Raw genomic sequence first — 25666 nt, 5'->3', positions numbered from 1 at the left:
GTTTTATTCCAAAGTTTTCAAAGGGTCGCAGATTGTCTCAAGCCCGCCATCCACTGGCAAATCAACGTCTCCCATTTTGCGAACCGGAACTATGCCGACAACGCTGTTGACCAGATACAATCCCCGGAAACCGGATGACGAAAGCAGCGAGGGCGGCACATTCTGCTCACAAACTTCCTGTCCGTCTGTGCGAAGACAATCGATAAGATATCTTCGCATCACGCCGGCTACAGCAAGACTCTGCACAGGCGGGGTGATCCATTGATTCCCGTGCCTTACAAAGAGGTTTGTCCGGGTACCCTCAACAAGGTTCCCTGCCCCATCCCTCATAAGCAGCTCGAACTCCTTCCCTGTAAACTCGCGGCTTGCCAGTACCTGCTCAAGCCGGTTGAGGGTCTTGATACCGGCCAGCCGGGGATTCACAGTCAAGGGGAACTGCGCCACATCCGCGACCACTCCGCGGCTGTCTGGAGGCGATGGCATGGGCGAGACGGACACGATCAGACTGGGCTGGCAGCTCTCCGGCAATCGGTACCCCCGCCCTCCCTGGCCGCGGGTCAGAATGAGCTTGAGCACCCAGTCACTGCCATCAAAGACGGCTTCGTGATCAATCCCGGCCTGCGCTATCGCCGCATCCAGGTCGCTTCGCTGTACCGGTATGTCCAGCCGGGCTGCATCTGCCACCATCCGGTCCAGATGAAGTTCACGTAAAACCGCCCTCTGTCCGGACATGCGGATGGTTTCGAACAGGCCGTCACCATAGGCTAACCCGCGATCAGCTATGGAAACCTCATTGTTCTCACCCCGGATAACGTCCAGCACAGCCCTGCTCAGTCTTCGTAGCGCTGGAAAATCAGGGTACCGTTGGTACCGCCAAACCCGAAGGAATTCGACAGGGCAACCCGGACGTCAGCCTTGCGGCTCTTCCCGGCCACGAAGTCGAGATCGCAACCCTCATCCGGGTCATCCAGGTTGATAGTGGGAGGGAGGACACCGTCGCGAATCGCCAGCACTGAGAAAATGGCCTCCACGGCGCCCGCTGCACCGAGCAGATGGCCTGTCATGGACTTGGTACTGCTGACCGCCAGTTTGTAAGCGTGTTCCGCGAATACCGACTTTACTGCAGCGACCTCGGCGACATCCCCCACCTGGGTGGAAGTACCATGGGCGTTGATATAGTCGACCGCGGCTGGTTCCAGCCCTGCATCACGAATCGCATTCTTCATCGAACGGGCGGCACCCTCGCCACCTTCTGGCGGGGAGGTAATATGAAAAGCGTCGTCACTCATACCGAAGCCGACCACTTCTCCGTGAATGGTTGCTCCCCGGCGTTTGGCGTGCTCAAGCTCTTCAAGCACCACTACTCCGGCCCCATCGCTGAGTACAAATCCATCCCTCCCAGCGTCCCAGGGCCGGCTTGCCTTCTCTGGCTCGTCATTGCGGGTGGATAACGCCCTGGCTGCTGAAAACGCGGCAATGGAACTGCGAGTCGTCGCCATTTCCGAACCACCTGCCAGCATCACGTCCGCATCGCCGTAAGCGATGGTGCGGGCTGCATAACCAATATTATGGGTACCGGTGGTACAGGCAGTCACAATGGCAATGTTGGGCCCCTGGTAACCAAACCGAATGGCGACATTACCGGAGATCATATTGATAACGGACGCCGGTACGAAGAAAGGTGACACCTTTCTGGGCCCCGACTTCTCCATGGTAATGACTGTTTTTTCGATGTATTCAAGACCGCCGATACCGGAGCCTATGGCAACCCCCACCCTTTCTTTGTCGAGGTCAGCATAGTCTTCCAGCCCGCTGGCATTGACTGCCTGCTGGGCCGCAATGAGACCATAATGAATAAATGGGTCGAGCTTCCTGGCATCCTTGGTGGAAAGGTAGGATTCCATATCCAGATTTCTGATACCGCCGCCGATCCGTGTGTTGTATCCCGTGGTATCGAACCGATCGATTTCGGTGATGCCACTGCGCCCTGCCTGGATACCCTCCCAGGACGAATCCACGTCGTTACCCAGCGGCGACAGCATTCCCATGCCTGTTATCACAACACGTCGTTTAGCCATATCCCCTTCACCTGAGGTTTTTCAGTATTGGTAGAATAAATGCCGGCCAATAAAAAAGCCGCCCATTGTAGTATCACATGGACGGCTTCTTGCCTGGCGCAAAAAACGTGCTGAGTATCAGGTGTGCGCGACGATATAGTCGATCGCGTCCTGAACACTCGCCAGCTTTTCCGCTTCCTCGTCCGGAATTTCGGTCTCGAACTCTTCCTCGAGTGCCATGACCAGCTCAACGGTGTCCAGTGAGTCAGCGCCAAGGTCCTCTACAAAAGAAGATGTGTTCTGAACTTCGGACTCTTTAACGCCCAACTGCTCACAAACGATCTTCTTAACGCGCTCTTCAACTGTACTCATAATGTCCTCACTTTTGTGTCAACCAAGCAACTTAAGTGCTGCCAGTTTAGTTTAAACCATACCTGCAGACAAGCAGGGGTTCCATTCAAACATGTTGTGCAACAAGGGTTTGCGCACATGCCCCCGCAGGGACTATCCCATGTACATACCGCCATTGACGTGAATCGTTTCGCCCGTCACGTAACCGGCGGCCTCCGAAGCCAGGAAGGCAACTACCGCTGCCACTTCTTCAGGCTCACCCAGACGACCGGCAGGTATGACTTCCATCATAGCCTCGCGTTGCTTGTCGTCCAGTTTTCGGGTCATATCCGTGTCAATAAATCCCGGGGCAACACAGTTGGCAGTGATCCCCCGGTTCGACATTTCTTTGGCCAGGCTACGGGTAAAACCTTCCACGCCGGCCTTGGCAGCACAGTAATTGGCCTGACCGGGGTTACCCATTCCAGCTACAACAGAACTGATATTGATAACACGACCCCATCTGGCTTTTGCCATGCCTCGCAATACAGCCTTGCTGGTTCGGTAGACGCTCGACAGATTGGTTTCGATCACGGACGACCAGTCGTCATCCTTCAGACGCATTAACAGGTTATCACGGGTGATCCCTGCGTTGTTGACCAGGATCACCGGGGCACCGGCTTTTTCACTCACTTCTTTCAGCCCGGCGTCAATGCTGGCAGGGTCTGCGACGTTCATTACGATACCGAAACCCTTTGCACCCGCTGCTTTGATATCGGCCGAAATAGACTCTGCGCCCGCCTCACTCGTAGCTGTGCCGACGACTGTTGCGCCCTGTTCAGCCAGCGCCCTGGCGACGGCTTTACCGATACCGCGCGTTGCACCGGTTACCAGTGCGGTTTTGCCTTCAAGAGACATGCAATGCTCCTATCCTTTTTGTCCGAACGCTTCTAACGCTTTCGCCAGGGCATCCGGCTCCTCGACTCCATAGACCGACAGGTCACGATCGATCCGCTTTGCCAGACCGGCAAGTACCTTGCCGGCGCCGCACTCTACCGCGATCCCGACATCGTTCGCTACCAGTTCGCGGATTGTGTCTGTCCACAACACTGGAGAGTATAGCTGTTTGACCAGATTACTCTTCAGCGCCTCGCTATCCTGGGCAACAGACGCGGTGACATTCTGAACGACTGGAATGACAGCGTCGTTAAAACTGACTTCATCGAGAGCTGTTGCCAGCTCCTCGGCCGCACCTTTCATCAATGCACAGTGGGACGGCACGCTCACCGGCAACGGCATGGCCTTACGGGCGCCGCGAGCTTTGCAGGCGTCAATGGCACGCTCCACTGCAGCAGCGGAGCCGGCAATCACGACCTGGCCCGGCGCATTGAAATTCACCGCCGCAACCACGTCCCCATTGGCAGCCTCTGCACAGGCGGCGACGACATCGTCATCTTCCAGGCCGAGAATCGCTGCCATCTTGCCTTCGCCAGCCGGCACCGCAGTCTGCATCAGTTCACCGCGCAGACGTACCAGCTTGATGGCATCGAAGAAATTCAGGCTCTCGGCGGCCACCAGGGCGCTGTATTCTCCAAGGCTGTGTCCGGCCAGGTAATCAGGTGCCTTGCCCCCCGCCACGAACCACTGGCGCCAAAGCGCAACACTGGCTGTCAGCAGGGCCGGCTGTGTCACCGTCGTCTGGTTGAGATCCTCTGCCGGACCATGCTGACACAGGTGCCAAAGGTCGTACCCCAGCAAGTCAGAGGCTTCAGAAAAGGTTTTTTCTATGATCGGCCAGCTCTCGGCTGCTGTCGCCAGCATGCCTACAGACTGCGATCCTTGTCCGGGAAAAATAAAAGCTGATTTCATAGCGCGAATCTTACCGTTAATGAAGGGTTACGGGAGATTAGCCAATAGTACAACCCCGGGGCCGGTACAGCCAATCTGGCAAAAATGGGAAGAGACTTTAGTCTCAGAAGTCTGTTCCGGGAGGGAATATCAGAACATCAGGTCATCAAGACGTTCATTGATACGGCTCGGCACTTCGAGCTCCACTTCGCGCACGGCCTGGCGAATCGCCGCCAGCATGGCGCGCTCATTCGCATTGCCATGGCTTTTGATGACCACGCCCTGTAGCCCGAGAAGGCTGGCGCCATTGTGTCGCGACGGATCCATCAACCTGAGAAGACGCCCTATCATGGGCCGCGCCAACAGGCCAACAAACCTGCCGTAGAGGGTTTTGGTGAACGCCTGTTCCAGCAACTCAATCAGCAGGCCGGCCACGCCTTCACCGGTTTTCAGGGCAATATTGCCCACAAAGCCGTCGCAAACCACCACATCAGCCACGTCCCTGAATAGGTCACTGCCTTCAATGTAGCCGATGTAGTTAATGGTGTCGCACTGAGCCAGCATATGCGAGGCAAGCCGTACCTGCTCGTTCCCCTTGATCTCTTCTTCGCCGACATTGAGCAGGGCCACTCGGGGCTCAGGCTGATTACAGATAGCAGACGCCATCAGCGAACCCATCAGAGCATACTGATAAAGATTCTCCGCCGTGGAGTCCACATTGGCCCCCAGGTCAAGGACATGGCAACGGCCACGGAGAGAAGGGATCAGCTTGGCAATCGCTGGCCGCTCGATACCCGGGTACATACGGATGACAGATCGCCCGAACGCCATGAGAGCACCGGTATTGCCGGCACTGACACAGCCCTGGGCAGAGCCGTCCCGAACCAGGCCCAAGGCAACCGCCATGGAGGAATTGCGTTTATGCCGAAGCGCATGGGAGGGCCGCTCGTTCATACGCACAACATCGGCAGCCTCGACAATGCTGATTCGAGGGTGCCCTTCAAGCAGCAAAGCCTCGAGCTCGCTCCGGATTCCAACCAGAACAAGGCTCAAGGCTTCGTTTTCTTTTACCGCATCCAGTGCAGCGGAGACCACCACAGCAGCCCCGCGATCACCACTCATGGCGTCAATAGCGATGGTGACCGGTTTCACCGTTCCTCCATCTGGCACTGGCGGGTGGATGCTTGCGACGATTTACTCGTCGCTAGCCTCAATTACCTGTTTGCCACGGTAAAAACCGTCTGGAGATACGTGGTGACGACGATGCACTTCACCAGTGGTGGCATCAGTAGACAGAGCAGCGGTGCTCAGGGCGTCATGTGAACGACGCATACCGCGCTTTGAGCGGGTCTTTCGGTTTTTCTGTACAGCCATGATTATGCTCCTGACCTGATAAACGTGTGTTCGTGAAATTCGCGCCGGTTTTCCGTTAAAAGCGGCGCCTGATTAATGCTTCTTCGTTTTAAGATCCGCCAGCACGCTGAACGGATTGTCTTCAGACTTTTTTACCGGCTCGTCACCGGAATCATCCGGCTCAAAGGCTTCCAGCTCCTCCCTGGCGGGACACTCATCGCGCTCGTGAAGCGGGAACGGAGGCAGAACCAGCAGCAGCTCATCTTCGGTCATGGACCATAAATTCGCGCTGAAATCGTCCGTCAGAAACGGCTCAAGCTCTTTGGGTAACTGCTGCGCCTGCGCATCGCTGGTTACCAGCCCCAGAACAAAGCTGGAAACCAACGTTTTCTGCATGGGCCCCATGCAGCGCTGACACTCCAGAATAACCGGCGCTTCAAGCTCGCCCGTCACCATGCGCCGGCGTTCACTGTCCATGGAAAATGACAGCTGCACACGGCACACAGCCCCGTCCTCAAATCCGTAAACGGAATCACCAAAGCGCGACAATGCCTTGAGAGGAATTTCTCCCTCCAACACAATGTTTTGCTCTGCCAAACGGTAAGGATCGACAGTTTTGGGCAGCTCGGCGCTTGAGGCATTTGACATAGGCGCGCAATTTTAGGGGCCCGGCGCGCTGCTGTCAAAGACTTCATGCGTATTTGGACAGGGGTTCCGGCGGGGATAGGTGTATTCTACGATAATAACATCGCTACCGGGCCAGCCCGGCACTACACCACCCTTTGACCAAGGAAGCCCATGAACCCGCGTCCATTGCTGCTCGCCTCCTCATCGCCCTACCGGCGGGACCTGCTAAAAAGACTCGGCCTGCCGTTCCAGTCGGCGTCACCGGAAATCGACGAATCGCCCGTGGACCACGAAACAGCGGAACATCTGGCTACACGGCTGGCAAGGAGCAAGGCCGAAGCGCTTGCAACTGCCTGGCCAGACCACTGGATCATCGGCTCGGACCAGGTTGCCTGTCTGGAGGATGGCACCCTGCTGAACAAGCCTGGCAACCATGAGCGCGCCGAAGAGCAACTTCATCAAAGCAGTGGCAAGCGGGTTTCCTTCATGACAGGTTTGGCGCTGCTGGACGCAAGTTCAGGGGAATTACAGACTCACTGCGAGCGCTTCCATGCCCACTTCCGATCACTCTCCCCGGAAGAGATCGAGAATTACCTGCACACGGAACGACCCTATGACTGTGCAGGCAGCTTCAAGGTGGAAGGGCTGGGTATTGCGCTGTTCAGCCAACTGGAGGGCAGAGACCCCAACAGCCTGGTGGGACTGCCATTGATCGCGCTGACCGGAATGTTGCGGCAATGGGGGCTGAATCCGCTGCTCCAGCCCCCGGGTGCGTCATCGAAGCTCGAGCCGTGACTCGGTAACGTAGCGGGCAATGCCACTACCCACTGACACTCCCAACTGGTCCACAATATCCTGGAGTGGCGACCTCCGGCGACTGTAATCCACTATGTCTTCCTGGCCGACAACCTGCCTGGCCACGTGGGAAGAGCTGCCGAGGCCATCAATCAACCCCAGTTCAAGTGCCTGCTCACCACTCCAGATCAACCCTGAGAACAGGCGCTCATCGTCTGCCAGGCGATCACCACGCCCCTTGCGCACGCTTTCGATGAACTGGCCGTGGGTGGTTTCCAGCACCTTCACCCAGAACCGGACCTCTTCCTCCTCCTCCGGTGAGAAGGGGTCAAGAAATGCCTTGTTCTCGCCTGCGGTGTAAAGGCGGCGGTCAACGCCGATTTTTTCCATTACTTCGGTAAACCCGAAGCCACCGGCAACCACCCCGATGGACCCAACCAGACTGGCTTTATCTGCGTAGATTTCATCCGCGGCTGCCGCGATATAATAGGCACCCGACGCACCTATGTCGGAAATGACGGCGTAGACTTTCTTGTCCGGGTATTCGTCTCGCAGGCGAACGATCTCATCATAAATGTACCCCGATTGCACCGGGCTGCCGCCCGGACTGTTAATCCGCAGGATAACCGCCACAGAGTTCTCAGCCTCAAAGGCGCTGCGCAGAGCACCAACAATATTGTCCGCACTGGCCAGTTCATCCGCAGCAATGGTGCCGTCAACCTCAACAAGCGCCGTGTGCTCACCCTTGGCGGCAGACTCCAGGGCCCCACCAAAAGGGAACTGGATCATCAACAGCAATGCAAAAAGGTATCCGAACGTCAGCAGCTTAAAGAAAATCCCCCAGCGCCGGCTCCTCCTCTGTTCCGATTGAAGAGACATCACCAGTTTTTCAATCAGCTTCCAGTCGCGGGCCGATTCCGGTGGCAGGGCCGGCGACTTGCGACTGCCCGACAACTTGCGCTCACCGCTCTCCGGCTCGCTGCCCCAGCCCGGATTCTTGTCTGATTCCCAATCGCTCATTACTGCATCCTGTTGCTGTTTATGGTTCAGAGACCAAGTACATCCCGCAGATCCTTCACAGAATCAACGATCGCGTGCGGGGAATAATGCCCCAGCACATCTCTCTTGTGCACACCCCACTCCACACCAATGGACGGCATGCCGATGCGCTGCGCCATATCAAGATCGTAGCGGGTATCACCGATCATCACTGCCTGAGACGGTTCAATGCCGTAGAACCGGATAATTTCTGCCAGCATGGCCGGGTCCGGCTTGGAGCGGGTTTCATCGGCGCAGCGGGTGATGTCGAAATGCGAGCCAAGGCCACTAGAAACAAGCGCGCCTTCAAGACCGCGACGACTCTTGCCAGTGGCAACCGAACACCCACGCCCACCAACGCGAAGGTCGGCCAGCACCTCCGCCATTCCCTCAAAGACATTCTGTGGGGTGGTGACTTTGGCGAAGAAATAGCGGGCATAGCGTTCACGGATGATGTTCATTTCTTCGCGACTGATACCTGGATACAGTTTCTCCAGCGCCTCGATCATACCCAGACCGATAATATCGCGATAGGCTTCGCGCTCGAGTTCCGGGTAACCCAGCTCCGTGGCTGCCTGGTGAAGACTGCCAGCAATGTGCTCGACAGAATCCACCAGAGTTCCGTCCCAGTCAAAAATTACGACCTTTACGTCCATTATTACTATCCTGCTTTGATCATGCTGCATTTACCCGGCAGCACTACAGTTATTCGGATGCCTTCCGACGGGCGCTCAGCCTGGCGATGGTATCGGCGAACGCCCGATCATAGGGCGCCTCCAGATGAACCGCTTCACCGGTTGAAGGCAGTGTGAAATCCAGCGCCCTGGCATGCAGCATCAAGCGCTGGCCACCAGCGGAACGGAATGCCCGAAGACTGACATCATCCATATACTTGTCATCCCCGGCAATCGGATGACCTGCCCAGGCACTGTGAACCCGAATCTGATGGGTCCGCCCCGTTACAGGCGAGGCCTCCACCAGACTGTACCCGCTGTAGCATTCCAGGCACCGGAACAACGTGAGTGACTCCTTGCCCACACTGTCTACCCGCACACGGCGCTCGCCGGAGGTCAGCTCGAACCGCAACAGGGGCTCCTCAACCCTTTTGACCGAGGGCGACCAGTCACCGGCAACCAGGGCATGGTACCTCTTACGAATCCGCTTATGGCGCAACTCATCCTGAAGGTATCGCAGCGCCGAGCGCTTCTTCGCCACCATCACCAGGCCGGATGTATCCCTGTCCAGACGATGCACCAATTCCAGAAACCTGGACTGGGGCCTTGCCGCCCTCAGCACCTCGATAAGGCCGAAATCCAGGCCGCTGCCCCCGTGGACGGCAATACCGGATGGCTTGTTCACCACCAGCATCTCATCGTTCTCGAAAATGACCGCGTCCTGCATCACCCCCTGAACACGAGAGCCGGGCACCACCTGCTCAGGCTTTTCCTTCCGGGTTACAGGGGGGATCCGCACTTCGTCGCCGGTGTTGAGGCGGGTATCCGGCCTGACCCGCCCCTTGTTCACCCGCACCTCTCCTTTACGGATAATGCGATAGATAATGCTGCGTGGCACATCACGGATCTGCGCCATCAGGTAATTGTCCACCCGCTGGCCCGCGTTGTCCTCATCCACCACAACTTTTCTCACACCCTGCCTGACCTCTGCGCTCCGGGGGCCGTGCGGCTGACTGTTCCGCCCCTCCCTGGCCGGTCCGGGAGAGGGAGAAGAACGTTTCTGCCTGGGAGATCTGGACATGTTTACCTTACCGCCGAAAAGCCTGCGGGATTGAAGGGTATGACAAATACTGTTATATTCCGGCGTGCTTCACCGTTTGTCTACGGCCTGGCCAGTATGTCAGAAGCCGGAGCGGCAGAAGTATACCGACACTATTTGAGAGTTTGAACGCCGAAAGCCCAATCATTACCGGGCACGGCGACCGAATCCTCCCGGGTTGAAACGGAAGAAGCCGCGAAAGGCAACTGACCGGACGCCGGGAGAACATGAAACCGTACGGAAAACCGTCGGGCGACATCGCGAAGAATCTTTACCAGCACGCAGGGCCGGGCCGTCCAGCATACGAATACGACGTGAGACCCAGGCACCCGCGTGAACCTGAAAACGGATAACATGCGTCAACAGACATTAACCCAAAACGACACCTCCCTGCCTTCGGGCAGTCGAACTGTCGGCGGTGGCCTCGGAACCCCGGGAAGACTTCCCGCAGGGGTCTGATTCGTCTGGCCGCCGGCTTGCTCCCGAACTACGGGGCCCGCGGCACGCAAGTTCTGCTTCGCTGATGGCAATCCCCAGGTTTTCTGTCCAAACCAAACGACAGGAACCACTTCTTTCCATGAAAAGAATGCTGATCAATGCAACTCACCCTGAAGAGTTGCGCGTAGCTCTGGTTGACGGCCAGCGTCTGTTCGATCTCGACATCGAATCCAGCTCCCGCGAGCAAAAAAAAGCCAACATCTATAAAGGCCGCATTACCCGCGTAGAGCCCAGCCTGGAAGCCGCTTTTGTGGACTTCGGCGCAGACCGCCACGGATTCCTTCCTCTCAAAGAAATCTCCAAGGAGTATTTCAAGAAATCACCGGGCCAGATTGAAGGCAAGATCAACATCAAGGATGTTGTTGCCGAAGGCCAGGAAGTCATCATCCAGGTCGACAAGGAAGAACGTGGCAACAAGGGCGCAGCCCTGACCACCTTCATTTCCCTCGCCGGCCGTTATCTGGTGCTTATGCCCAACAACCCTCGGGCTGGCGGCATTTCCCGTCGTATTGAAGGTGACGAGCGGGCACAGCTGAAAGACGCCATGAGCGCTGTCCAGGTACCCAAGTCCATGGGCATTATCGTGCGTACGGCCGGCATCGGCCGCACCACGGAAGAACTCCAGTGGGACCTCGACTACCTTGTTCAGTTCTGGGAAGCCATTACCCAGGCCGCCGGCGAGCGTAAGGCGCCCTTCCTGATCCATCAGGAAAGCAACGTTATCATCCGCGCCGTACGTGACTATCTCCGCCAGGACATCGGCGAGGTATTGATTGACTCCAGCACGGTCTACGAGGACGTACTGAACTTTGTCCGTGCCGTAATGCCCTCTTTCGAGAACAAGATCAAGCTGTACAAGGACGAAATCCCCCTGTTCAGCCGCTATCAGATCGAAGGACAGATCGAGACCGCCTTCCAGCGGGAAGTGAAGCTGCCCTCTGGCGGCTCGATCGTTATCGATCCCACCGAAGCACTGGTGTCCATCGACATCAACTCCTCGCGGGCCACCAAGGGTCACGACATTGAGGAAACCGCTTTTCAGACCAATCTGGAGGCGGCAGAAGAGATTGCCCGTCAGCTCCGCCTGCGGGACATGGGCGGCCTGATTGTCATCGACTTCATCGACATGACCCCGGCCAAGCACCAGCGGGAAGTCGAACAGAAAATGCGTGAGGCTCTGGAAATTGATCGCGCGCGGGTCCAGGTCGGCAAGATTTCCCGCTTTGGCCTGCTGGAGATGTCGCGGCAACGACTGCGCCCGTCACTCGGCGAAACCCGTAGCGAAGTCTGCCCTCGCTGTGAAGGCCAGGGCACAATCCGGGGCATCGAATCCCTTGCTTTGAGCATCATGCGCCTGATCTACGAGGAGTCTTCCAAGGAGAAGACCGGCCAGGTTCGTGCCGTTGTTCCTGTCGCAGTCGCCACCTTCCTGCTCAATGAAAAGCGCAAGCAGCTGGCAGATATTGAAACTCGCCAGGAAGTAGAAGTGGTAGTGGTGCCAGCACCCCACATGGAAACACCGCACTTCGAAATCCTGCGCATGCGTGACGACGAAGCCGGTGTGGAGCATGTATCCAGCTACCAGGTGGCCCAGGAGTACAGCGAAAGGGAAGAAGAGATCTTCGAAGCCCCTGCTGCACAGCCTCCGGTGCGCGAACAGGCTGCCGTGAAAGCGATCCGCCCGGCCGCACCAGCTCCCGCTCCGACTCCGGCGTCAACTCCGGAAAAAGCAGCGGAAGCGACCTCTGCCGAACAGACGGAAGGCCTGTTCCGCAAACTCGGCCGCAAGATTGCGGACTTTTTCAGTGGCGAAGAAGTCATTGGTGAACCGCCAGTGAAGCGCCCGCAGACCAGCCGCCCCACTGGCGAAGAGCGCCGCACTCAGGACCGGCAGGATCGTCGTAAGTCCAGGGTAGCCAGGGATGATAACCGCTCAGGTAACCGCAGTGGCGCCGATCGCCGCCAGGCCGGCGGGAATCGTGGGGACAGTGCCCGTAACGACGATAATCGCAACCGTAATCGCGGCGCCAACCGCACTCGCGGTGAAGACCAGAGCCGAGGTGGGCAGTCGCAACAGGGCGGCGCCGAGAAGTCAGCCGACAGCCGCCGGGACAGCAGTCGCAAGGACGGCCAGTCCCAGGGCCGCGGCCAAGGTCGCAACAGACCCCAGGGCCGCGACCAGAAGGACACCCGGGAGCAGAAAGACAAGCCGGAGCTGCAGGAAAGCAACTCCCAAACGTCGCCTGCTGCCGATAACAAGCCCGGCTCCGATGAAAAACGTCGCAAGCCCAGGCGCAATCGTAATCGCGACGGCTCACCTGCGGAAACACCGGTTTCCACACCAACGGATCGCAAGACTGCCCGTAGCGAAAAGCACCAGAAAGATACCCAACCGGAAGACCAGCTGGAAAAACCACCGGTAGCGCAACCGGCGGTAAAGCCAGAGGTTGCGGCTTCCAACGCGTCGGACGACAAGCCAGCGGAGAAACCCGCTGAAACGCCGCCGGAAAGCCAGGGCGACAAGACGGTTGACGCTACAGTTACTTCGGAAGCACCACAGAAGCAACCCGAGTCCGAGCCTTCAGACGCAGTGGAAGCTGCTCAGCCTGAAGCAGCCGCTGATGAAACACCGGCAACAGACCAGCCGGCCAGCGAAGAAAAGCCGAAACGCCCTGCCCGTCCGCGCAGGTCCTCCGCCAGAAAGCCAGCGGCGAAGAAGGCTGCCGAAGCTGCAGAGACAACGGCAGAGACACCATCCGAGCCTTCACCAGAGAAAGCGCCTGCGAAGTCGACCTCAGACACCGTAGCAGCAGAATCTGACGTCAACGCGACACCCGAGCAACCGGCGGATACCCGGTCGGATGCCAGCGCCAAGAACGCTGAGGATACAGCCGAGACGACAGCCACCGCCGCGGCACCTGAAAAGGCAGAACCTGAAAAGGCAGAGCAGCCTGCAGCGCCGGCCCCCTTGGAGGAAGCGCCTGCAATAGATGACACCAGTAAAACGGAAGACAGGCCGGAGCCAGCCAAAGAGGCTAGCCCCGAGCCGGCAACCGAACAGGTGGACCAGCAGGAAAAGCCTGCCGAGACGGCCCAGGAACCAACAGCAGAGCCAGAAAAGCCAACCGAACAGGTAGAGGTGCCGGTAACCCCGGGCCGAGCCTACAATGATCCGAGGGAAGTCCGTAAACGTCAGCGGGCAGCCGAAGAGGCCAAAAAGGCCGGGAGTAACTGACGAATGCTATCAGATTCGGACATTGAAGCACTGGAAGACATCCTGTTCGCAGAGCCCTGGGGTGACGAGGCCGTAGATTTCTTCGGTTTGCACGGGGTGGTCTGCGCCAGTGTTGTAGGCCCGACATCGCTCAGCACCGAGGACATATTCAGGCTGGCTACGGGCACCGAAAAGGCGCCAGAAGGCGAGATACCTGAGACGTTCCGCAACGCCGTCGAACAACTTGGCAAGGATATGGCCCATTCTCTGGATATGGGCCAGCCGCTGGAATTGCCGGAGCCTGAAGATGGTGACCCGATGAACGCACTGGAAAACTGGTGCGCAGGCTTTGTGGACACGTTCCTCGAAAATGAGGATGCCTGGCTGGAAGCGGGAGAGGAAGAAACTGCAGACCTGCTGGTGCCAATGCTGACACTGTCTGGCCTTTTCGAGGACGAAGATTTCCAGAATGTCCGCAACAGCCCGAAGCTGTCACGGGACATGGCGGATGCGATCCCGGACTCGCTGACCGACCTTTACCTGTTGTTCCACGCCCCGGATTAAACCGTGGCGGGAACTCCCACAGGTTGTCTGAAGTAATGCCAGACGGGCTCTAGCCCTTCTGGCATTTTCATTATGGAACCCAGCTCACACCAGGGGGCTCCGGGAAAGTGGAAATCGCTCCCCTGGGAAGCCAGGAGATTCTCGCGGCGGCATAGCTCGGCCAGAAAACCAAGATCGCCACTGGACTGGCCCGAAGTGGACACCTCAATTGCCCAGCCTCCAGCCTGGCGAAAATCGCCGGTCAAGGCCCGTAACTTTGTCGCGGTCAGTTTGTATTTCCTTGGGTGAGCCAGGACGGCAATCCCGCCTGCACCGGTAATCCATTGCACGACCTCCTCCAGCGAGGGCCAGAAACCTTTCACGTCCCCTGCCTTACCCGTACCCAGGTAACGCTTGAACGCCTGCGCGGAATCCTTGACGACCCCTTCCTCCACCAGCACTCTGGCAAAATGCGGACGGCCCGGCACATCACCGCCCGCTTTGAAGGTGGCCTTCTCCACCATGTCCTCGATTTTCAGCTTGGCCAGTTTCTCGGCAATCGTACGGGCGCGGCGCCAGCGGTTTTCATTCTGGTGTTCCAGAGCGGCATTGAGGTTGTGGTCGGAGGTATCAAAATCCAGCCCCACAATATGTATGGTGTGGCTTCTCCAGACGCAGGAAAGCTCCGTACCCGCAACCAGATTAACCCCCACCGCCTGGGCCGCCATGCTCGCCTCGTGCAGGCCCGAGATAGTATCGTGATCCGTCAGCGCGAGGTGGGTTACACCTTTCTCGCTGGCCCTGCGAACAAGCTCTTCCGGCGGCAGAGCGCCGTCCGAGGCCGTGCTGTGGCAGTGCAGATCAATGCAGAACTCAGCTTCTTGCGTTATAGTCACATCGATTCCGATTTCAGAGTTATTTCGATGGGCCAGTGTATCAGTCAGGCACGGCCCCATGTCAGCAAATATCCGGAGAACGCCATGTATTACGCCATTATCAGCGAGGACGTTGAAGACAGCCTGTCACTGAGATCTTCCGCCCGCCCTGACCATATTGCTCGGCTCAATGCCCTGAAGGACGAAGGGCGACTTCTGGTTGCCGGGCCTCACCCTGCGCTCGATACCCCGGAACCCGGTGACGCAGGGTTTACCGGCAGCCTGGTCATTGCCGAATTTGATTCCCTGGAGTCTGCCCAGGCCTGGGCTGATGCCGATCCTTACGTGGCAGCAGGCGTTTACCAGCGAGTCACCGTCAAACCGTTCAAGGCGGTGCTGCCATGATTCGCCTCCGTTTACCGGTATCGTGCTCCATGAGCTTTTTGTAATGAACGCTACCTTGTTTGGCCCGGTATCTGTGACAAAATTGCGCCTCAAATTGCTGTTTCAGGGAACAAGACCAGTGACGCCTTTACGTCTTTTTATCTGCTTTATTGTGTTGATGGCCGCCGCTGCCTCAGCCCAGGCAAAAACCGTCTACGTGGACGATACCCTTTTTGCCCCGATCCGTAGTGGCGAAGGCACCCAATACCGCATTCTTCATTCCGGCGTTCGTAGCGGCACTGCCCTTGAACTTCTCGAAACATCCGACTCCGGCTATAGCCGCGTAAGAACGCCAGATGGCATAGAAGGCTGGATAGTAACCCGCTATATCACCGAGACCCCGATTGCCAGGCAGCGCCTGGACCAGGCCAACCGTCAGCTTGAGCAGGCCCGCAACGAACTGGGCGAGGTCAAGGCGCAGCTCGAAAAGGTAACCAGCGAACGGAACGAGCTCAGAAACTCAGAAGACACACTGCAGTCCAGAGCTGGCCGACTTAGCGAAGAGCTTAAAAACATCAAGGAAGTCGCTTCGGACTCAATCAACCTTAATCGTCGAAACGGTGAACTCCGCGAGGAAAACCAGAAACTTCGCAATGAACTGGAGGTGCTCACTGCGGAAAAGGAAAGACTGGAAGCGAAAGAAGAGTCCGACTTCATGCTGCTCGGTGCTGGCCTGGTTCTGCTGGGTGTGATTCTGGCGCTGGTCATTCCGCTCCTGAAGCCAACCCGAAAAACCGATAACTGGGCATAATCTCTGGCCGCGGGCATACCGGCGCCCCCATGTGCATACTTTGACGCCCGGGCCCATAGTCATTATAAAGAATAAAACAACAGCCGTGAGGTGCGCCGAATGTCGGAGTTCATGAGGGACTATTCAGAAAAACGTGATTTCCATCGTATGACGATAAACTCGGAAATCGAACTCACTGACCGTAACGGCGTGACCTTTCCGGCTATTTGCAAGGATTTGAGTGGCACCGGAATGCAGCTCTTCGTTGAAAGAGCCCTCGCCGAAGGAGACGAGATTCATACCTTGCAGCCGTCCAACAGCGAGCAGTTTCCACCGTTCGAGACGGTTTGTCGCGTACTGCGTTGTGAGCCCGAGGGTGAGGGATTTGTGCTGGGAGTAGAGATTGTGAAGGTAAAGCACTGACCGGAACTGTCAGCCTGGCTGGCCCGGCAGCCTCAGAAGACCACCACCGGGCACATTGAATTCACTGCATCAATCGGTCTTGAGCGGTTTTTCGGATACCACAATACCGTTGTTGTCAGCGTAGACATAGTGTCCAGGGTGGAACGTCACGCCACCAAACGTCACCGGCACATTAAGGTCACCAACACCGCGCTTTTCGGTTTTACGCGGATGCGTACCCAGCGCCTGAACACCAAGAGCCGTCTTGCCGATCACGTCCACATCGCGGATGCAGCCGTAAATGATCAGCCCGGCCCATCCATTATCGGCCGCCTTTTCCGCCAGCATATCGCCCAGCAGTGCAGCACGCTTTGAGCCACCACCATCTACAACCATCACCCGGCCATTGCCCGGAAGCGCGACCTGCTCCTTGACGATAGAGTTATCCTCAAAGCACTTGACCGTCACAATCTCTCCGCCGAAGGCATCTCGGGCGCCGAAGTTGCGAAAGCCCGGCTCCACCACAAGAACTTCAGGGTAATCATCACACAGGTCAGGGGTTACGATCGGCACGCTTACGCTCTCCTTTTCTCGAAATGGTCAGTCGATTTTCTCATCGGCGAGGAAGAACCAGGTATCCAGGACCGAGTCCGGATTCAGGGACACAGAATCGATACCCTGATCCATCAGCCACTTTGCAAGATCCGGATGGTCGGATGGCCCCTGCCCGCAGATGCCGATGTATTTGTCGGCCTTTTTGCAGGCCTGGATAGCGCTGGCCAGTAACGCCTTGACGGCATCGTTCCGTTCGTCAAACAGGTGCGCGATGATACCCGAATCCCGGTCCAGACCCAGGGTCAGCTGAGTCAGATCGTTCGAACCGATGGAAAATCCGTCAAAGTGCTCCAGGAACTGATCGGCCAGCAAGGCATTGGCAGGCAGCTCGCACATCATGATGACTCTCAAGCCGTTCTCACCACGCTTGAGCCCATTCTCGGCCAGCAGATTCACCACCTGTTCCGCCTCGCCCACTGTGCGCACAAACGGCACCATCACTTCAACGTTGGTGAAGCCCATCTCGTTACGAACTTTTTTCAGGGCCCGACATTCAAGCTCGAAGCAGTCGCGGAAGGTTTCAGAGATATAGCGAGAAGCACCGCGGAAGCCCAGCATGGGGTTTTCTTCGTCCGGCTCGTACAAGGTGCCGCCGATGAGGTTGGCATACTCGTTGGATTTGAAGTCCGACAGGCGGACAATCACTTTCTTGGGGGCAAAAGCCGCTGCCAGGGTTGAAATACCTTCAACCAGCTTGTCGACGTAAAAATCCACCGGTGAGCTGTACCCGGAAATGCGCTTTTCCACGGTCTGGCGAATGTCACGGGGGAGGCCGTCGTAGTTCAGCAGCGCCTTGGGATGCACGCCGATCATACGGTTGATAATGAATTCCAGGCGCGCCAGCCCGACGCCCTCGTTGGGCAGAGCCTGGAAGTCGAATGCCCGGTCCGGGTTGCCCACGTTCATCATGATCTTGAACGGAATATTGGGCATGGAATCGACAGTGTTCTCTTTGAGCTCAAAATCAAGGCTGCCTTCGTAGATCAGGCCGGTATCGCCTTCGGCACAGGATACGGTCACTTCCTGCTCGTCTTTCAGCACTTCGGTGGCGTCGCCACAACCGACAACTGCCGGTATGCCCAGCTCCCGGGCAATAATGGCAGCGTGACAGGTGCGCCCTCCCCGGTCCGTGACAATAGCGGACGCCCGTTTCATGACCGGCTCCCAATCCGGATCGGTCATATCGGTCACCAACACATCGCCGGCCTGGACCCGGTCCATTTCCTTGATGCTGGTGATGATCTTGACGGGGCCACTGCCGATCTTGTGACCGATACTGCGGCCTTCTACCAGGACGGTGCCGGTCTCGTTCAGCAGATACCGCTCCATCACATTGGCGGAGGCACGGCTCTTGACGGTTTCCGGTCGGGCCTGAACGATGTAGATAAGATCGTCGTCACCATCCTTCGCCCATTCGATATCCATCGGGCGCTGGTAATGCTTTTCGATGATCATCGCCTGTTTGGCCAGCTCTTCCACTTCCGCGTCGGTAATACAGAAGCGGTTACGATCCTCCTGCTCCACCTTTACGGTTTCCACAAACTGCTCTGCGGCCGGGTCTGTGTGATAAACCATCTTGATGGCTTTGCTGCCCAGGTTACGACGCAGAACTGCCGGACGGCCGGCCTCCAGGGTCGGCTTGTGAACGTAGAATTCGTCCGGGTTGACCGCTCCCTGTACCACCGTCTCCCCAAGGCCGTAGGAGCCAGTGATAAACACGACATCCCGGAAGCCGGATTCGGTATCCAGGGTGAACATCACACCACTGGCTGCGGTTTCACTGCGGACCATCTTCTGGATGCCCGCAGACAGGGCCACCTGTTTGTGATCGAAACCATGGTGAACGCGATAGGATATGGCGCGGTCATTGAACAGTGAGGCAAAAACTTCCTTGACCGACGTACGGACCTGCTCCAGCCCCACCACGTTGAGAAAGGTTTCCTGCTGGCCGGCAAAAGAGGCGTCGGGCAGGTCTTCGGCTGTGGCAGAAGAGCGTACTGCGACCGCCATCGTGTCGTTATCGCCCCGCAGCTTCGCGTAGGCGTCTTCCAGCGGCTTTTCCAGTGCCTCGGGGAATGGCGTGTCGAGGATCCACTGGCGGATCTGGGCTCCGACTCTTGCAAGCTCATTGACGTCATTGATGTCCAACGCTTCAAGAGTATTGTCGATCTTTTCCCGCAGGCCATCTTTTGCGAGGAATTCCCGATAAGCATGAGCCGTGGTGGCAAAGCCGCCCGGCACGGTAACACCTGCATTGGCGAGATTACTGATCATTTCACCGAGAGAGGCGTTCTTTCCCCCGACCCGGTCAACGTCTGACATTCCCAGGTGATCAAACCAGATAATGTAATCTTCCAAAGCGTGTCTCCCTTGATTCGTTGAAGCAAAGAGCGAAACCGGAGCGGTGGAGGTCCCTCACATGACCGGGACCCTGCAATTCCTGCATTCTCCACTGCGGGCTCTCGAACTTGGCGTGTATGATACTGTAACCTGTGGCAATTACCTAGGGAACCCGCCAAATACGGAGCCGGACTACAACACCATGAAAAGAACCGCTTTCTTTATATCCGATGGTACTGGCCTGACTGCGGAGGCTCTCGGCCACAGCCTGCTGGCGCAATTCGAGAAAATCGATTTCGAGCGCATTACCGTGCCATACATCGATAATACTGACAAAGCCCGGGAAATGGCCTCGCGCATCAACAAGGCAGCGGAAATAGACGGCACACGGCCGCTGGTATTCGACACAATCGTAAACAGCGATATCCGGGATCTCATCTCCGGGGCCAATGGCTTCATGGTGGATATTTTCGGTACTTTCCTTAACCCGCTTGAGCAGGAACTTCGGTCGTCATCGTCGTATACCGTCGGCAAGTCCCACGCCATTAACAACGAAGGCACCTACGAGCGCCGGATCAAGGCCGTCAACTTCGCGCTGGATAACGACGACGGGGCACGCACCCGCCACTACGACGAAGCCGACCTGATTCTGGTCGGCGCTTCCCGCAGCGGCAAGACCCCCACCTGCCTTTATCTGGCCCTTCAATACGGGGTCAAAGCCGCCAACTACCCCATTACCGAAGAGGATCTGGAAGACCAGAAAATGCCGGCTGCGCTCCGCAGCCACAAAGAAAAGATCTTCGGGCTGACCATCGAACCCGAGCGTCTGGCCACGATCCGCAATGAGCGCAAACCGAATTCCCGGTACTCGTCCATGAAGCAGTGCATGCATGAAATCGAGGAAATAGAGCTGATGTACCGCAGGGAACGGATCCCCTACCTCAACACGACAGCCTACTCTGTGGAGGAAATCGCCACCCGTATAATGGTGAGCACCGGGCTCAAGCGCAACCGTTAGGCCAGGCAGCAAAAAGGCCGGCGCGCCCTCTGACAGCAAGGGTTCGCCGACCTTTTACCTTTGCGGTCGGATTACAGCTCCTGGATCTCCAGCCCGAGTTTTCTGGCTGTGTCCCGGTTTTCGAAGCTCGTGACCACCGCCACACTGGCAGTCTCCGGCGTCAGCCACTCTTTCGCCACCCGCTTCATGTCGTCCAGGGTCACAGCCAACACACGTTCCCGGAAGCGGGCACGCTGCTCCGGCGTGCGGCCGAACAACCGGTTATGGAACGCGTGACGGGCCGCTCCGGCGGGAGAACGCGGACGGTCCAGCTGGCCGATTATGCCAAGTATGGACTCCTCCAGCTCCTGGGGATCATGCTGTTCCTGCTGCAACCACTCCAGGGCCTTATCGAAATCCTCAAGCGTTTCACCCAGCCGGGGATCCCGGTAGGAGAAAAACCGGAAGGTACCGTTGACGCTGTCCTGACCGGCACCACCACCGTAAGCACCACCCTTTTCACGAATGGCCCGGTGCAGGTAGCCATTGCGCAGGAAGCCACCCAAGACAGTCAACGCCGCTGCATCAGGATGATCAATGGCAACGGTGCTGTATGCCTTGGCGCAGAAATTCACCTGGGTTGAAGTAAGCCACGCTTCACGGGTCTGATAGCTGACCGGCGCCAGCTTCCAGGACTCCCCGGCTTCAGCATTGGTCTCGCCCCAGATCGATTTCAGCTCGGTGAGCATGGAGGCAAGCTGCTCTTCCTCCCCAATCAGCAGAAACTCACGGGATTGCTGCCGGATACGTTCGTGAAGCGAGGAAAGACGTTCACACAGATGGTCAAGTTCCGCCGGGGTATCGAGCGCCTTGTCCAGGGCCTTCACGCCGCGAACCGCCTCCAGGCCGCCCAGACGGAATGACAGCCAGGCCCCGGTGCTGATGCCCTGGGAAGCAGCGCCCATGGCAAGGGCATGACCACTACCGGTCACACCCTGCTCTCTGCGAGCGCGGATCTGGGCGACCAGTTCGCGGACACGCTCTTTTTCGTCAAACCGGGCACCGTCGAACACGTCTTTAAGCAGGCAGGTCAGCGCCTCGCGGTTTCTCGCCAGTGCCTTACCATTAAAGACGATGTAGCCAGACAGATCCTGCACATCGTCTATCCGCCCCTTGGCGGAGAAAGAAGCACTGATGCCGCCGGATTCGGCAGAAATGCGATCCTGCATCTGCAGGTAATCCAGCTCACCACAGCCCACTTCCGGGATCAGCGTGGTGTAGTAAGGCAATAACAGCAGCTCATCTTCAGACAGGTTCGGCACCGGTACGACCACCTGTTCGTAGACCAGCCCGTTTGTACCCCGCGCATAAATGGTTGCCGACATGTCGCCGGCAAACCGGGCTTCGGGTTCCGGCAACTGCAGTGGCACGTCGGTCAGGTCGACTTTGGGCAGGATAGAATCGTCATCCTTGCGAGTCTGGCGCTCTTCGAGGGCCCGGGCACGGTCGATTATCTGCTGAACCTCGTCATCAGTCAGAGCGGCCTTGCGACGAGCCAGAGCCTCGCGAATTGTGGCCTGACGGCGGCTTTCCAGCTTGTCGTCAGGACGCAGGGTCAGCGTTACCCGGTGGGGGTTTTCCAGCAGTTTGCTGCGAATAAGGCCAGGGACATATTGAGGATCCCGGATCTTCTCGCGCATGTCCGCCAGCACGGGCTCAAGGTCCAGCAGCTCAACGGGGTCGCCGCCATGAACCATCGGCGAAATGGCGGTCATAATCAGTTGCAGACCATAGGGGAAGCTGTCCCCGGCGATCTCGCGCTGATGAAGCTCCAGCTGATGCAGTATAGCCTCCAAGCGGTCCTGGCTGACTCCCTCTTCCACTACCTTTGCGAGCGTCTGTTCAATCAGCTGCTCCAGCTCGCCCTGTTTTTCTGGCTCGCTGCCCTCAATCCCACACACGAAGGTCATCTCACGATTGGAGTCCTCAAGGCCGCACATGGGCGACGGAGAATGCCCGATATCCGTGGTCTCCAGGGCCCTCATCAGCGGGGAAGCGCTGTTTTCCAGCAACACACTCGCCAGCAGCTGACCTTCCAGGTTTTCCTGCAGGTCAAAACTGTGCCCCAGCAACCAGCCCATGACGATGTGGGTCTTGTGGGCAGTTTCCTCCCCTTCACTGACCGCGTAACTCTGGTCGACACGGAGCGGTGAAAACATGCGCTTTTCGTCACGAACCGGCAGTTCCACATCCAGACGATCAAAACGCTTGAGCGCAAGCTCTTCAAAGCGTTCGTGATGCTCATAAGCCGGAATATCGCCGTAGGTGGCAAAAATCGCATTACTGGGATGGTAGTGGTGCCGATAGAAGCGCAGCAGGTCGTCGTAACTCAGGTCCACAATATGATCCGGCTCGCCGCCACTGTTGTAGTGGTAGGTGGTGGTCGGGAACAGGTGGCTGGACAGGTTTTGCCATAACTGGGAAGTAGGCGCACTCATGGCACCTTTCATCTCGTTGTACACCACGCCACGGTAGACCAGATCCGTGGTCGGATCTTCGGGCTTGTCAAACTCCAGACGGTGGCCTTCCTGGGCGAAATCCAGCGGATCAAGTGAAGAGAAAAATACCGAATCCAGATACACGGTCAGAAGGTTATCAAAATCTTTCCGGTTCATGCTGGCAAAGGGGTATGCCGTCCAGTCGCTGCTGGTAAACGCATTCATGAACGTGTTCAGGGAGCGGCGAATCATCATGAAAAACGGGTCCCGCACGGGAAAACGTTCGCTCCCACAAAGGGCAGTATGCTCCAGAATGTGAGCCACGCCGCTGGAATCCATCGGGAAGGTTCGCAACGCCACAAAAAACACATTCTCGTCGTTGTCTGCTGCCAGGTGAAGGTGACGGGCACCGGTTTTACGATGACGGTACTCTTCAACGGTCACGTTCAACGTGTTGATGCGGTGACTGCGTAGCATTTCAAACGCGGGATGGACTGTGTTCTCGATCACTGCCGCCATTAAAACTATCCTGTCTTTAACCAAATGGGGATTGTAGGGTAACACGTACTTTCTATTATCATGCACTAACCCGAAGCCACAAGGCAGCATCCGATTCCATGACCACTGAAACCCAGGGCAACCAGACTCCAGTCACTTCCGGCACCGGCCACAGGGCCACTTCCAAGGGCAGGAATATCCACGCCCCGGAAGTCGCTGCCTACTGGGCAGAACGGCGCCGGTACCTGGAACGCATACGTCGGGTTCCCGAGATCAGGCAGCGGTTCTGGCGCGCCATCGGTATATACCTGTTACGCCGGGTACTGTGGTCCTTCGGGTTCTTTCCGGTATTCCTGGCTTTCTGGATACCGTTTGTGCTTTCCAGCTTCAACCCGGTGGTTATGGCATCAGACCTGATCCCGCTGCTTGAAAGTTTTGTCAGCGCCAACCCGGAAGTTCAGGCCACTACCATAAGTACGCTGGCAATCGCCTGGGGATCTGTCGGATTCTTCTTTCTGGTGTTCGATTTCGTGCTGACCCCCTTCAAATCCCCCTATCAGTATGAGGCAGATGTGTACATGCGTTCCTGGGAGCAGCTCAACCATGATCAGCTTCCGGAGAAAGTGTGATTTGTCCTGCATTCTCGTTAACTTCAGTGAGTTTGTGTTACATAAGATTGCCCCGACTGGGTAAGATAAGGCTGTGTAATCCCTGACACAGGTTGAACAATGACAAAGAATCGGTCGGGGCATCGGCAGTAACACAAGAATGCAGCATTGAGAGGTTTCTCATGGTCGACTTCAGACCGCTACTGTTCGTCAACGCGCTGGCCCTGATGCTTCTGGTGACGGCTGGCTTCGCATCAGTGCGCAACGACCTTTCCCTGGGTACGGATGAAATAGCCAGCGAGCCGGAAGCCGAAGAAACCATTGCCACCATTACCACCGCTACCCCCGAACCAGCGTCCGACGAACTTTACCGGGAAGACACCACCACCGAAGCTGTTACTGTTGAAACTCCGGAACTGCCACTGGCAGACAGCGCACTGGCCGCTTCCGGCGAAGCTTCTGATAATGAGATCGACGGATCCGACACGGAGCTGTCACGCAGCCGCATTACCGGCGAACCTTTCTTTATTCCGGAACTACCCGAAGACCCCGAGATGCTGGCGGTCGCGGAGCCAGCATCGGCAATGCCGGAAACCCGCACTGATGCCCCTCAGCAGCAACCTGAAGAACCTCGCCCCACCACCGGCCTTCTGGTGCTGCGCTCAAACGTGGTCGGGGATGAAGTCACGATCAACGGCAAGCAATACGGCGCCACGCGACTGGATCTGGAACTGGAACCGGGCGAATACGAGGTGGTCATCAGCAAGGAGGGCCACAAGCCCTGGCAGCGGACAGTAGCGCTTTCTGCTGGCAACGAGAAGACACTGGTCGGCCAACTCGAGGCCTACACCCGCGTTGATTACCGCGACGGCACCTGGATAGGCGGCGTTAAAACCGGGGACGGCACCTATGAAGACGCCGACGGTCTGCGTTACGAAGGGCACTTTGTGGATGGTGAATTTGATGGCAAAGGCACCGCCTGGTATCCGGACGGCAGTCGCTATAAAGGTGACTGGCAAGAGGGACAGCGACATGGCGAAGGGACATGGCGGGATGCGGACGATACCCGGTATACCGGACAGTTCCGCCACGACCGCTTTAATGGTCAGGGCACGCTGACTCTGGCCAACGACGACATTCTGACGGGACAATGGTCCGACGGGCAGCTGAACGGGCATGGCTCGCTCACAACATCGGATGGCATGCTCTACGTAGGCGGATTCCGGAACGACGAATTCCATGGTGAAGGCACCCTCACCTATCCTGACGGGCGCCATTACGAAGGCGAGTTTTCCAATGGAGAATTCCATGGCGAGGGCAAGGAAGTGTTTGCCGATGGCAAGAAATACGAAGGCGAGTACATCGAAGGCTCATTCCATGGCAAGGGGCTGCTGCGCAATCCCAACGGCAGCTCGATCGAGGCAACCTTCCGCTATGGCGAGCCCTACGGACAGGTGCGCCTGACAACGGCAGCCGGGGAGGTATTCACCGCCCGGACCAAGGAACCCGGTGTTTGTTATCGGGAGAAAAGCTATCGGGCAACCCAGTGCCCGAACCTGGAAGGCTGGTGAGCATCAGCCCGG

Annotated in this window: 24 protein-coding genes; 9 read left to right on the top strand and 15 right to left on the bottom strand. The window is 57.5% G+C overall.

From position 1 onward, the window contains the following. Positions 1-3 precede the first annotated feature (3 nt). From pabC to FO268_RS08510, 8 genes are all read right to left on the bottom strand, one after another. Positions 4-822: an aminodeoxychorismate lyase gene (pabC, locus tag FO268_RS08545; protein ID WP_150991983.1), complete on the bottom strand. Its 819-nt coding sequence runs from the start codon at positions 820-822 to the stop codon at positions 4-6. A gap of 8 nt (positions 823-830) precedes the next feature. Next, positions 831-2078, bottom strand: coding sequence for a beta-ketoacyl-ACP synthase II (gene fabF / locus FO268_RS08540; RefSeq protein ID WP_150991981.1), 1248 nt, complete (start codon positions 2076-2078; stop codon positions 831-833). 117 nt (positions 2079-2195) lie between these two features. Then, positions 2196-2429, bottom strand: a complete 234-nt coding sequence (gene acpP / locus FO268_RS08535) for an acyl carrier protein (RefSeq protein WP_007154069.1) — start codon at positions 2427-2429, stop codon at positions 2196-2198. 132 nt (positions 2430-2561) lie between these two features. After that, on the bottom strand, positions 2562-3305 hold the full coding sequence (gene fabG / locus FO268_RS08530; RefSeq protein WP_150991979.1) for a 3-oxoacyl-ACP reductase FabG: 744 nt from the start codon (positions 3303-3305) through the stop codon (positions 2562-2564). A gap of 9 nt (positions 3306-3314) precedes the next feature. Continuing rightward, positions 3315-4256, bottom strand: coding sequence for an ACP S-malonyltransferase (fabD, locus tag FO268_RS08525; protein ID WP_150991977.1), 942 nt, complete (start codon positions 4254-4256; stop codon positions 3315-3317). A 129-nt stretch (positions 4257-4385) separates the two neighbouring features. After that, complete coding sequence (gene plsX, locus FO268_RS08520; protein ID WP_263645062.1) at positions 4386-5387, bottom strand: phosphate acyltransferase PlsX; 1002 nt, start codon at positions 5385-5387, stop codon at positions 4386-4388. A gap of 42 nt (positions 5388-5429) precedes the next feature. Then, positions 5430-5609, bottom strand: a complete 180-nt coding sequence (gene rpmF, locus FO268_RS08515; protein WP_150991973.1) for a 50S ribosomal protein L32 — start codon at positions 5607-5609, stop codon at positions 5430-5432. A gap of 72 nt (positions 5610-5681) precedes the next feature. Beyond that, positions 5682-6236, bottom strand: a complete 555-nt coding sequence (locus FO268_RS08510; RefSeq protein ID WP_150991971.1) for a YceD family protein — start codon at positions 6234-6236, stop codon at positions 5682-5684. 150 nt (positions 6237-6386) lie between these two features. On the opposite strand from FO268_RS08510, the gene FO268_RS08505 reads away from it, so the two are divergent. Continuing rightward, positions 6387-7010: a Maf family protein gene (locus FO268_RS08505; protein WP_150991969.1), complete on the top strand. Its 624-nt coding sequence runs from the start codon at positions 6387-6389 to the stop codon at positions 7008-7010. Here FO268_RS08505 and FO268_RS08500 read toward each other — a convergent pair. From FO268_RS08500 to rluC, 3 genes are read right to left on the bottom strand one after another with little or no spacing between them, the layout of a single operon-like run. Continuing rightward, positions 6990-8030, bottom strand: a complete 1041-nt coding sequence (locus FO268_RS08500) for a S49 family peptidase (protein ID WP_150991967.1) — start codon at positions 8028-8030, stop codon at positions 6990-6992. The genes FO268_RS08505 and FO268_RS08500 overlap by 21 nt on opposite strands. A 26-nt stretch (positions 8031-8056) precedes the next feature. Beyond that, on the bottom strand, positions 8057-8704 hold the full coding sequence (locus tag FO268_RS08495) for an HAD family hydrolase (protein ID WP_150991965.1): 648 nt from the start codon (positions 8702-8704) through the stop codon (positions 8057-8059). A gap of 49 nt (positions 8705-8753) precedes the next feature. Next, complete coding sequence (gene rluC / locus FO268_RS08490) at positions 8754-9695, bottom strand: 23S rRNA pseudouridine(955/2504/2580) synthase RluC (RefSeq protein ID WP_225316555.1); 942 nt, start codon at positions 9693-9695, stop codon at positions 8754-8756. A 703-nt stretch (positions 9696-10398) separates the two neighbouring features. On the opposite strand from rluC, the gene rne reads away from it, so the two are divergent. Together rne and FO268_RS08480 are read left to right on the top strand one after the other, a co-directional pair. Then, positions 10399-13554 (top strand): ribonuclease E, encoded by a 3156-nt coding sequence (rne, locus tag FO268_RS08485; RefSeq protein WP_150991961.1) that lies wholly within the window; start codon positions 10399-10401, stop codon positions 13552-13554. Between the two features lie 3 nt (positions 13555-13557). Beyond that, on the top strand, positions 13558-14097 hold the full coding sequence (locus FO268_RS08480; protein WP_150991959.1) for a YecA/YgfB family protein: 540 nt from the start codon (positions 13558-13560) through the stop codon (positions 14095-14097). On the opposite strand, the gene FO268_RS08475 is transcribed toward FO268_RS08480, so the two are convergent. Further along, positions 14094-14972, bottom strand: coding sequence for a PHP domain-containing protein (locus tag FO268_RS08475; RefSeq protein WP_150991957.1), 879 nt, complete (start codon positions 14970-14972; stop codon positions 14094-14096). The genes FO268_RS08480 and FO268_RS08475 overlap by 4 nt on opposite strands. A gap of 84 nt (positions 14973-15056) precedes the next feature. Between FO268_RS08475 and FO268_RS08470 the strand changes: the two genes are divergently transcribed. The 3 genes from FO268_RS08470 (at position 15057) to FO268_RS08460 (ending at position 16548) form a co-directional block, all read left to right on the top strand. Next, entirely contained in the window at positions 15057-15356 is a 300-nt protein-coding gene (locus FO268_RS08470) for a YciI family protein (protein WP_150993275.1), read from the top strand. A 118-nt stretch (positions 15357-15474) separates the two neighbouring features. After that, on the top strand, positions 15475-16146 hold the full coding sequence (locus FO268_RS08465; RefSeq protein ID WP_150991956.1) for a TIGR04211 family SH3 domain-containing protein: 672 nt from the start codon (positions 15475-15477) through the stop codon (positions 16144-16146). A gap of 99 nt (positions 16147-16245) precedes the next feature. Further along, positions 16246-16548 (top strand): PilZ domain-containing protein, encoded by a 303-nt coding sequence (locus tag FO268_RS08460; protein WP_225316554.1) that lies wholly within the window; start codon positions 16246-16248, stop codon positions 16546-16548. A gap of 69 nt (positions 16549-16617) precedes the next feature. On the opposite strand, the gene rraA is transcribed toward FO268_RS08460, so the two are convergent. Further along, positions 16618-17100, bottom strand: a complete 483-nt coding sequence (rraA, locus tag FO268_RS08455) for a ribonuclease E activity regulator RraA (protein WP_150991954.1) — start codon at positions 17098-17100, stop codon at positions 16618-16620. Positions 17101-17127: 27 nt separating this feature from the next. Further along, entirely contained in the window at positions 17128-19464 is a 2337-nt protein-coding gene (gene ppsA / locus FO268_RS08450) for a phosphoenolpyruvate synthase (protein ID WP_404802918.1), read from the bottom strand. 220 nt (positions 19465-19684) lie between these two features. Between ppsA and ppsR the strand changes: the two genes are divergently transcribed. Next, entirely contained in the window at positions 19685-20500 is an 816-nt protein-coding gene (gene ppsR / locus FO268_RS08445; RefSeq protein ID WP_150991951.1) for a posphoenolpyruvate synthetase regulatory kinase/phosphorylase PpsR, read from the top strand. Between the two features lie 71 nt (positions 20501-20571). Here ppsR and FO268_RS08440 read toward each other — a convergent pair whose 3' ends face one another. After that, a complete protein-coding gene (locus FO268_RS08440; protein ID WP_150991949.1) occupies positions 20572-23496 on the bottom strand; it encodes an insulinase family protein in 2925 nt (974 codons plus the stop codon). Positions 23497-23594: 98 nt separating this feature from the next. On the opposite strand from FO268_RS08440, the gene FO268_RS08435 reads away from it, so the two are divergent. Both FO268_RS08435 and FO268_RS08430 read left to right on the top strand, forming a co-directional pair. Further along, positions 23595-24104, top strand: coding sequence for a hypothetical protein (locus tag FO268_RS08435; protein WP_225316553.1), 510 nt, complete (start codon positions 23595-23597; stop codon positions 24102-24104). Between the two features lie 161 nt (positions 24105-24265). Next, entirely contained in the window at positions 24266-25654 is a 1389-nt protein-coding gene (locus tag FO268_RS08430; RefSeq protein WP_150991947.1) for an MORN repeat-containing protein, read from the top strand. Positions 25655-25666: the final 12 nt, after the last annotated feature.

Source organism: Marinobacter denitrificans (genome assembly GCF_008795955.1).
In the GTDB taxonomy this organism is placed as follows: domain Bacteria; phylum Pseudomonadota; class Gammaproteobacteria; order Pseudomonadales; family Oleiphilaceae; genus Marinobacter; species Marinobacter denitrificans.
This window is presented reverse-complemented; position numbering and strand designations above follow the sequence as displayed.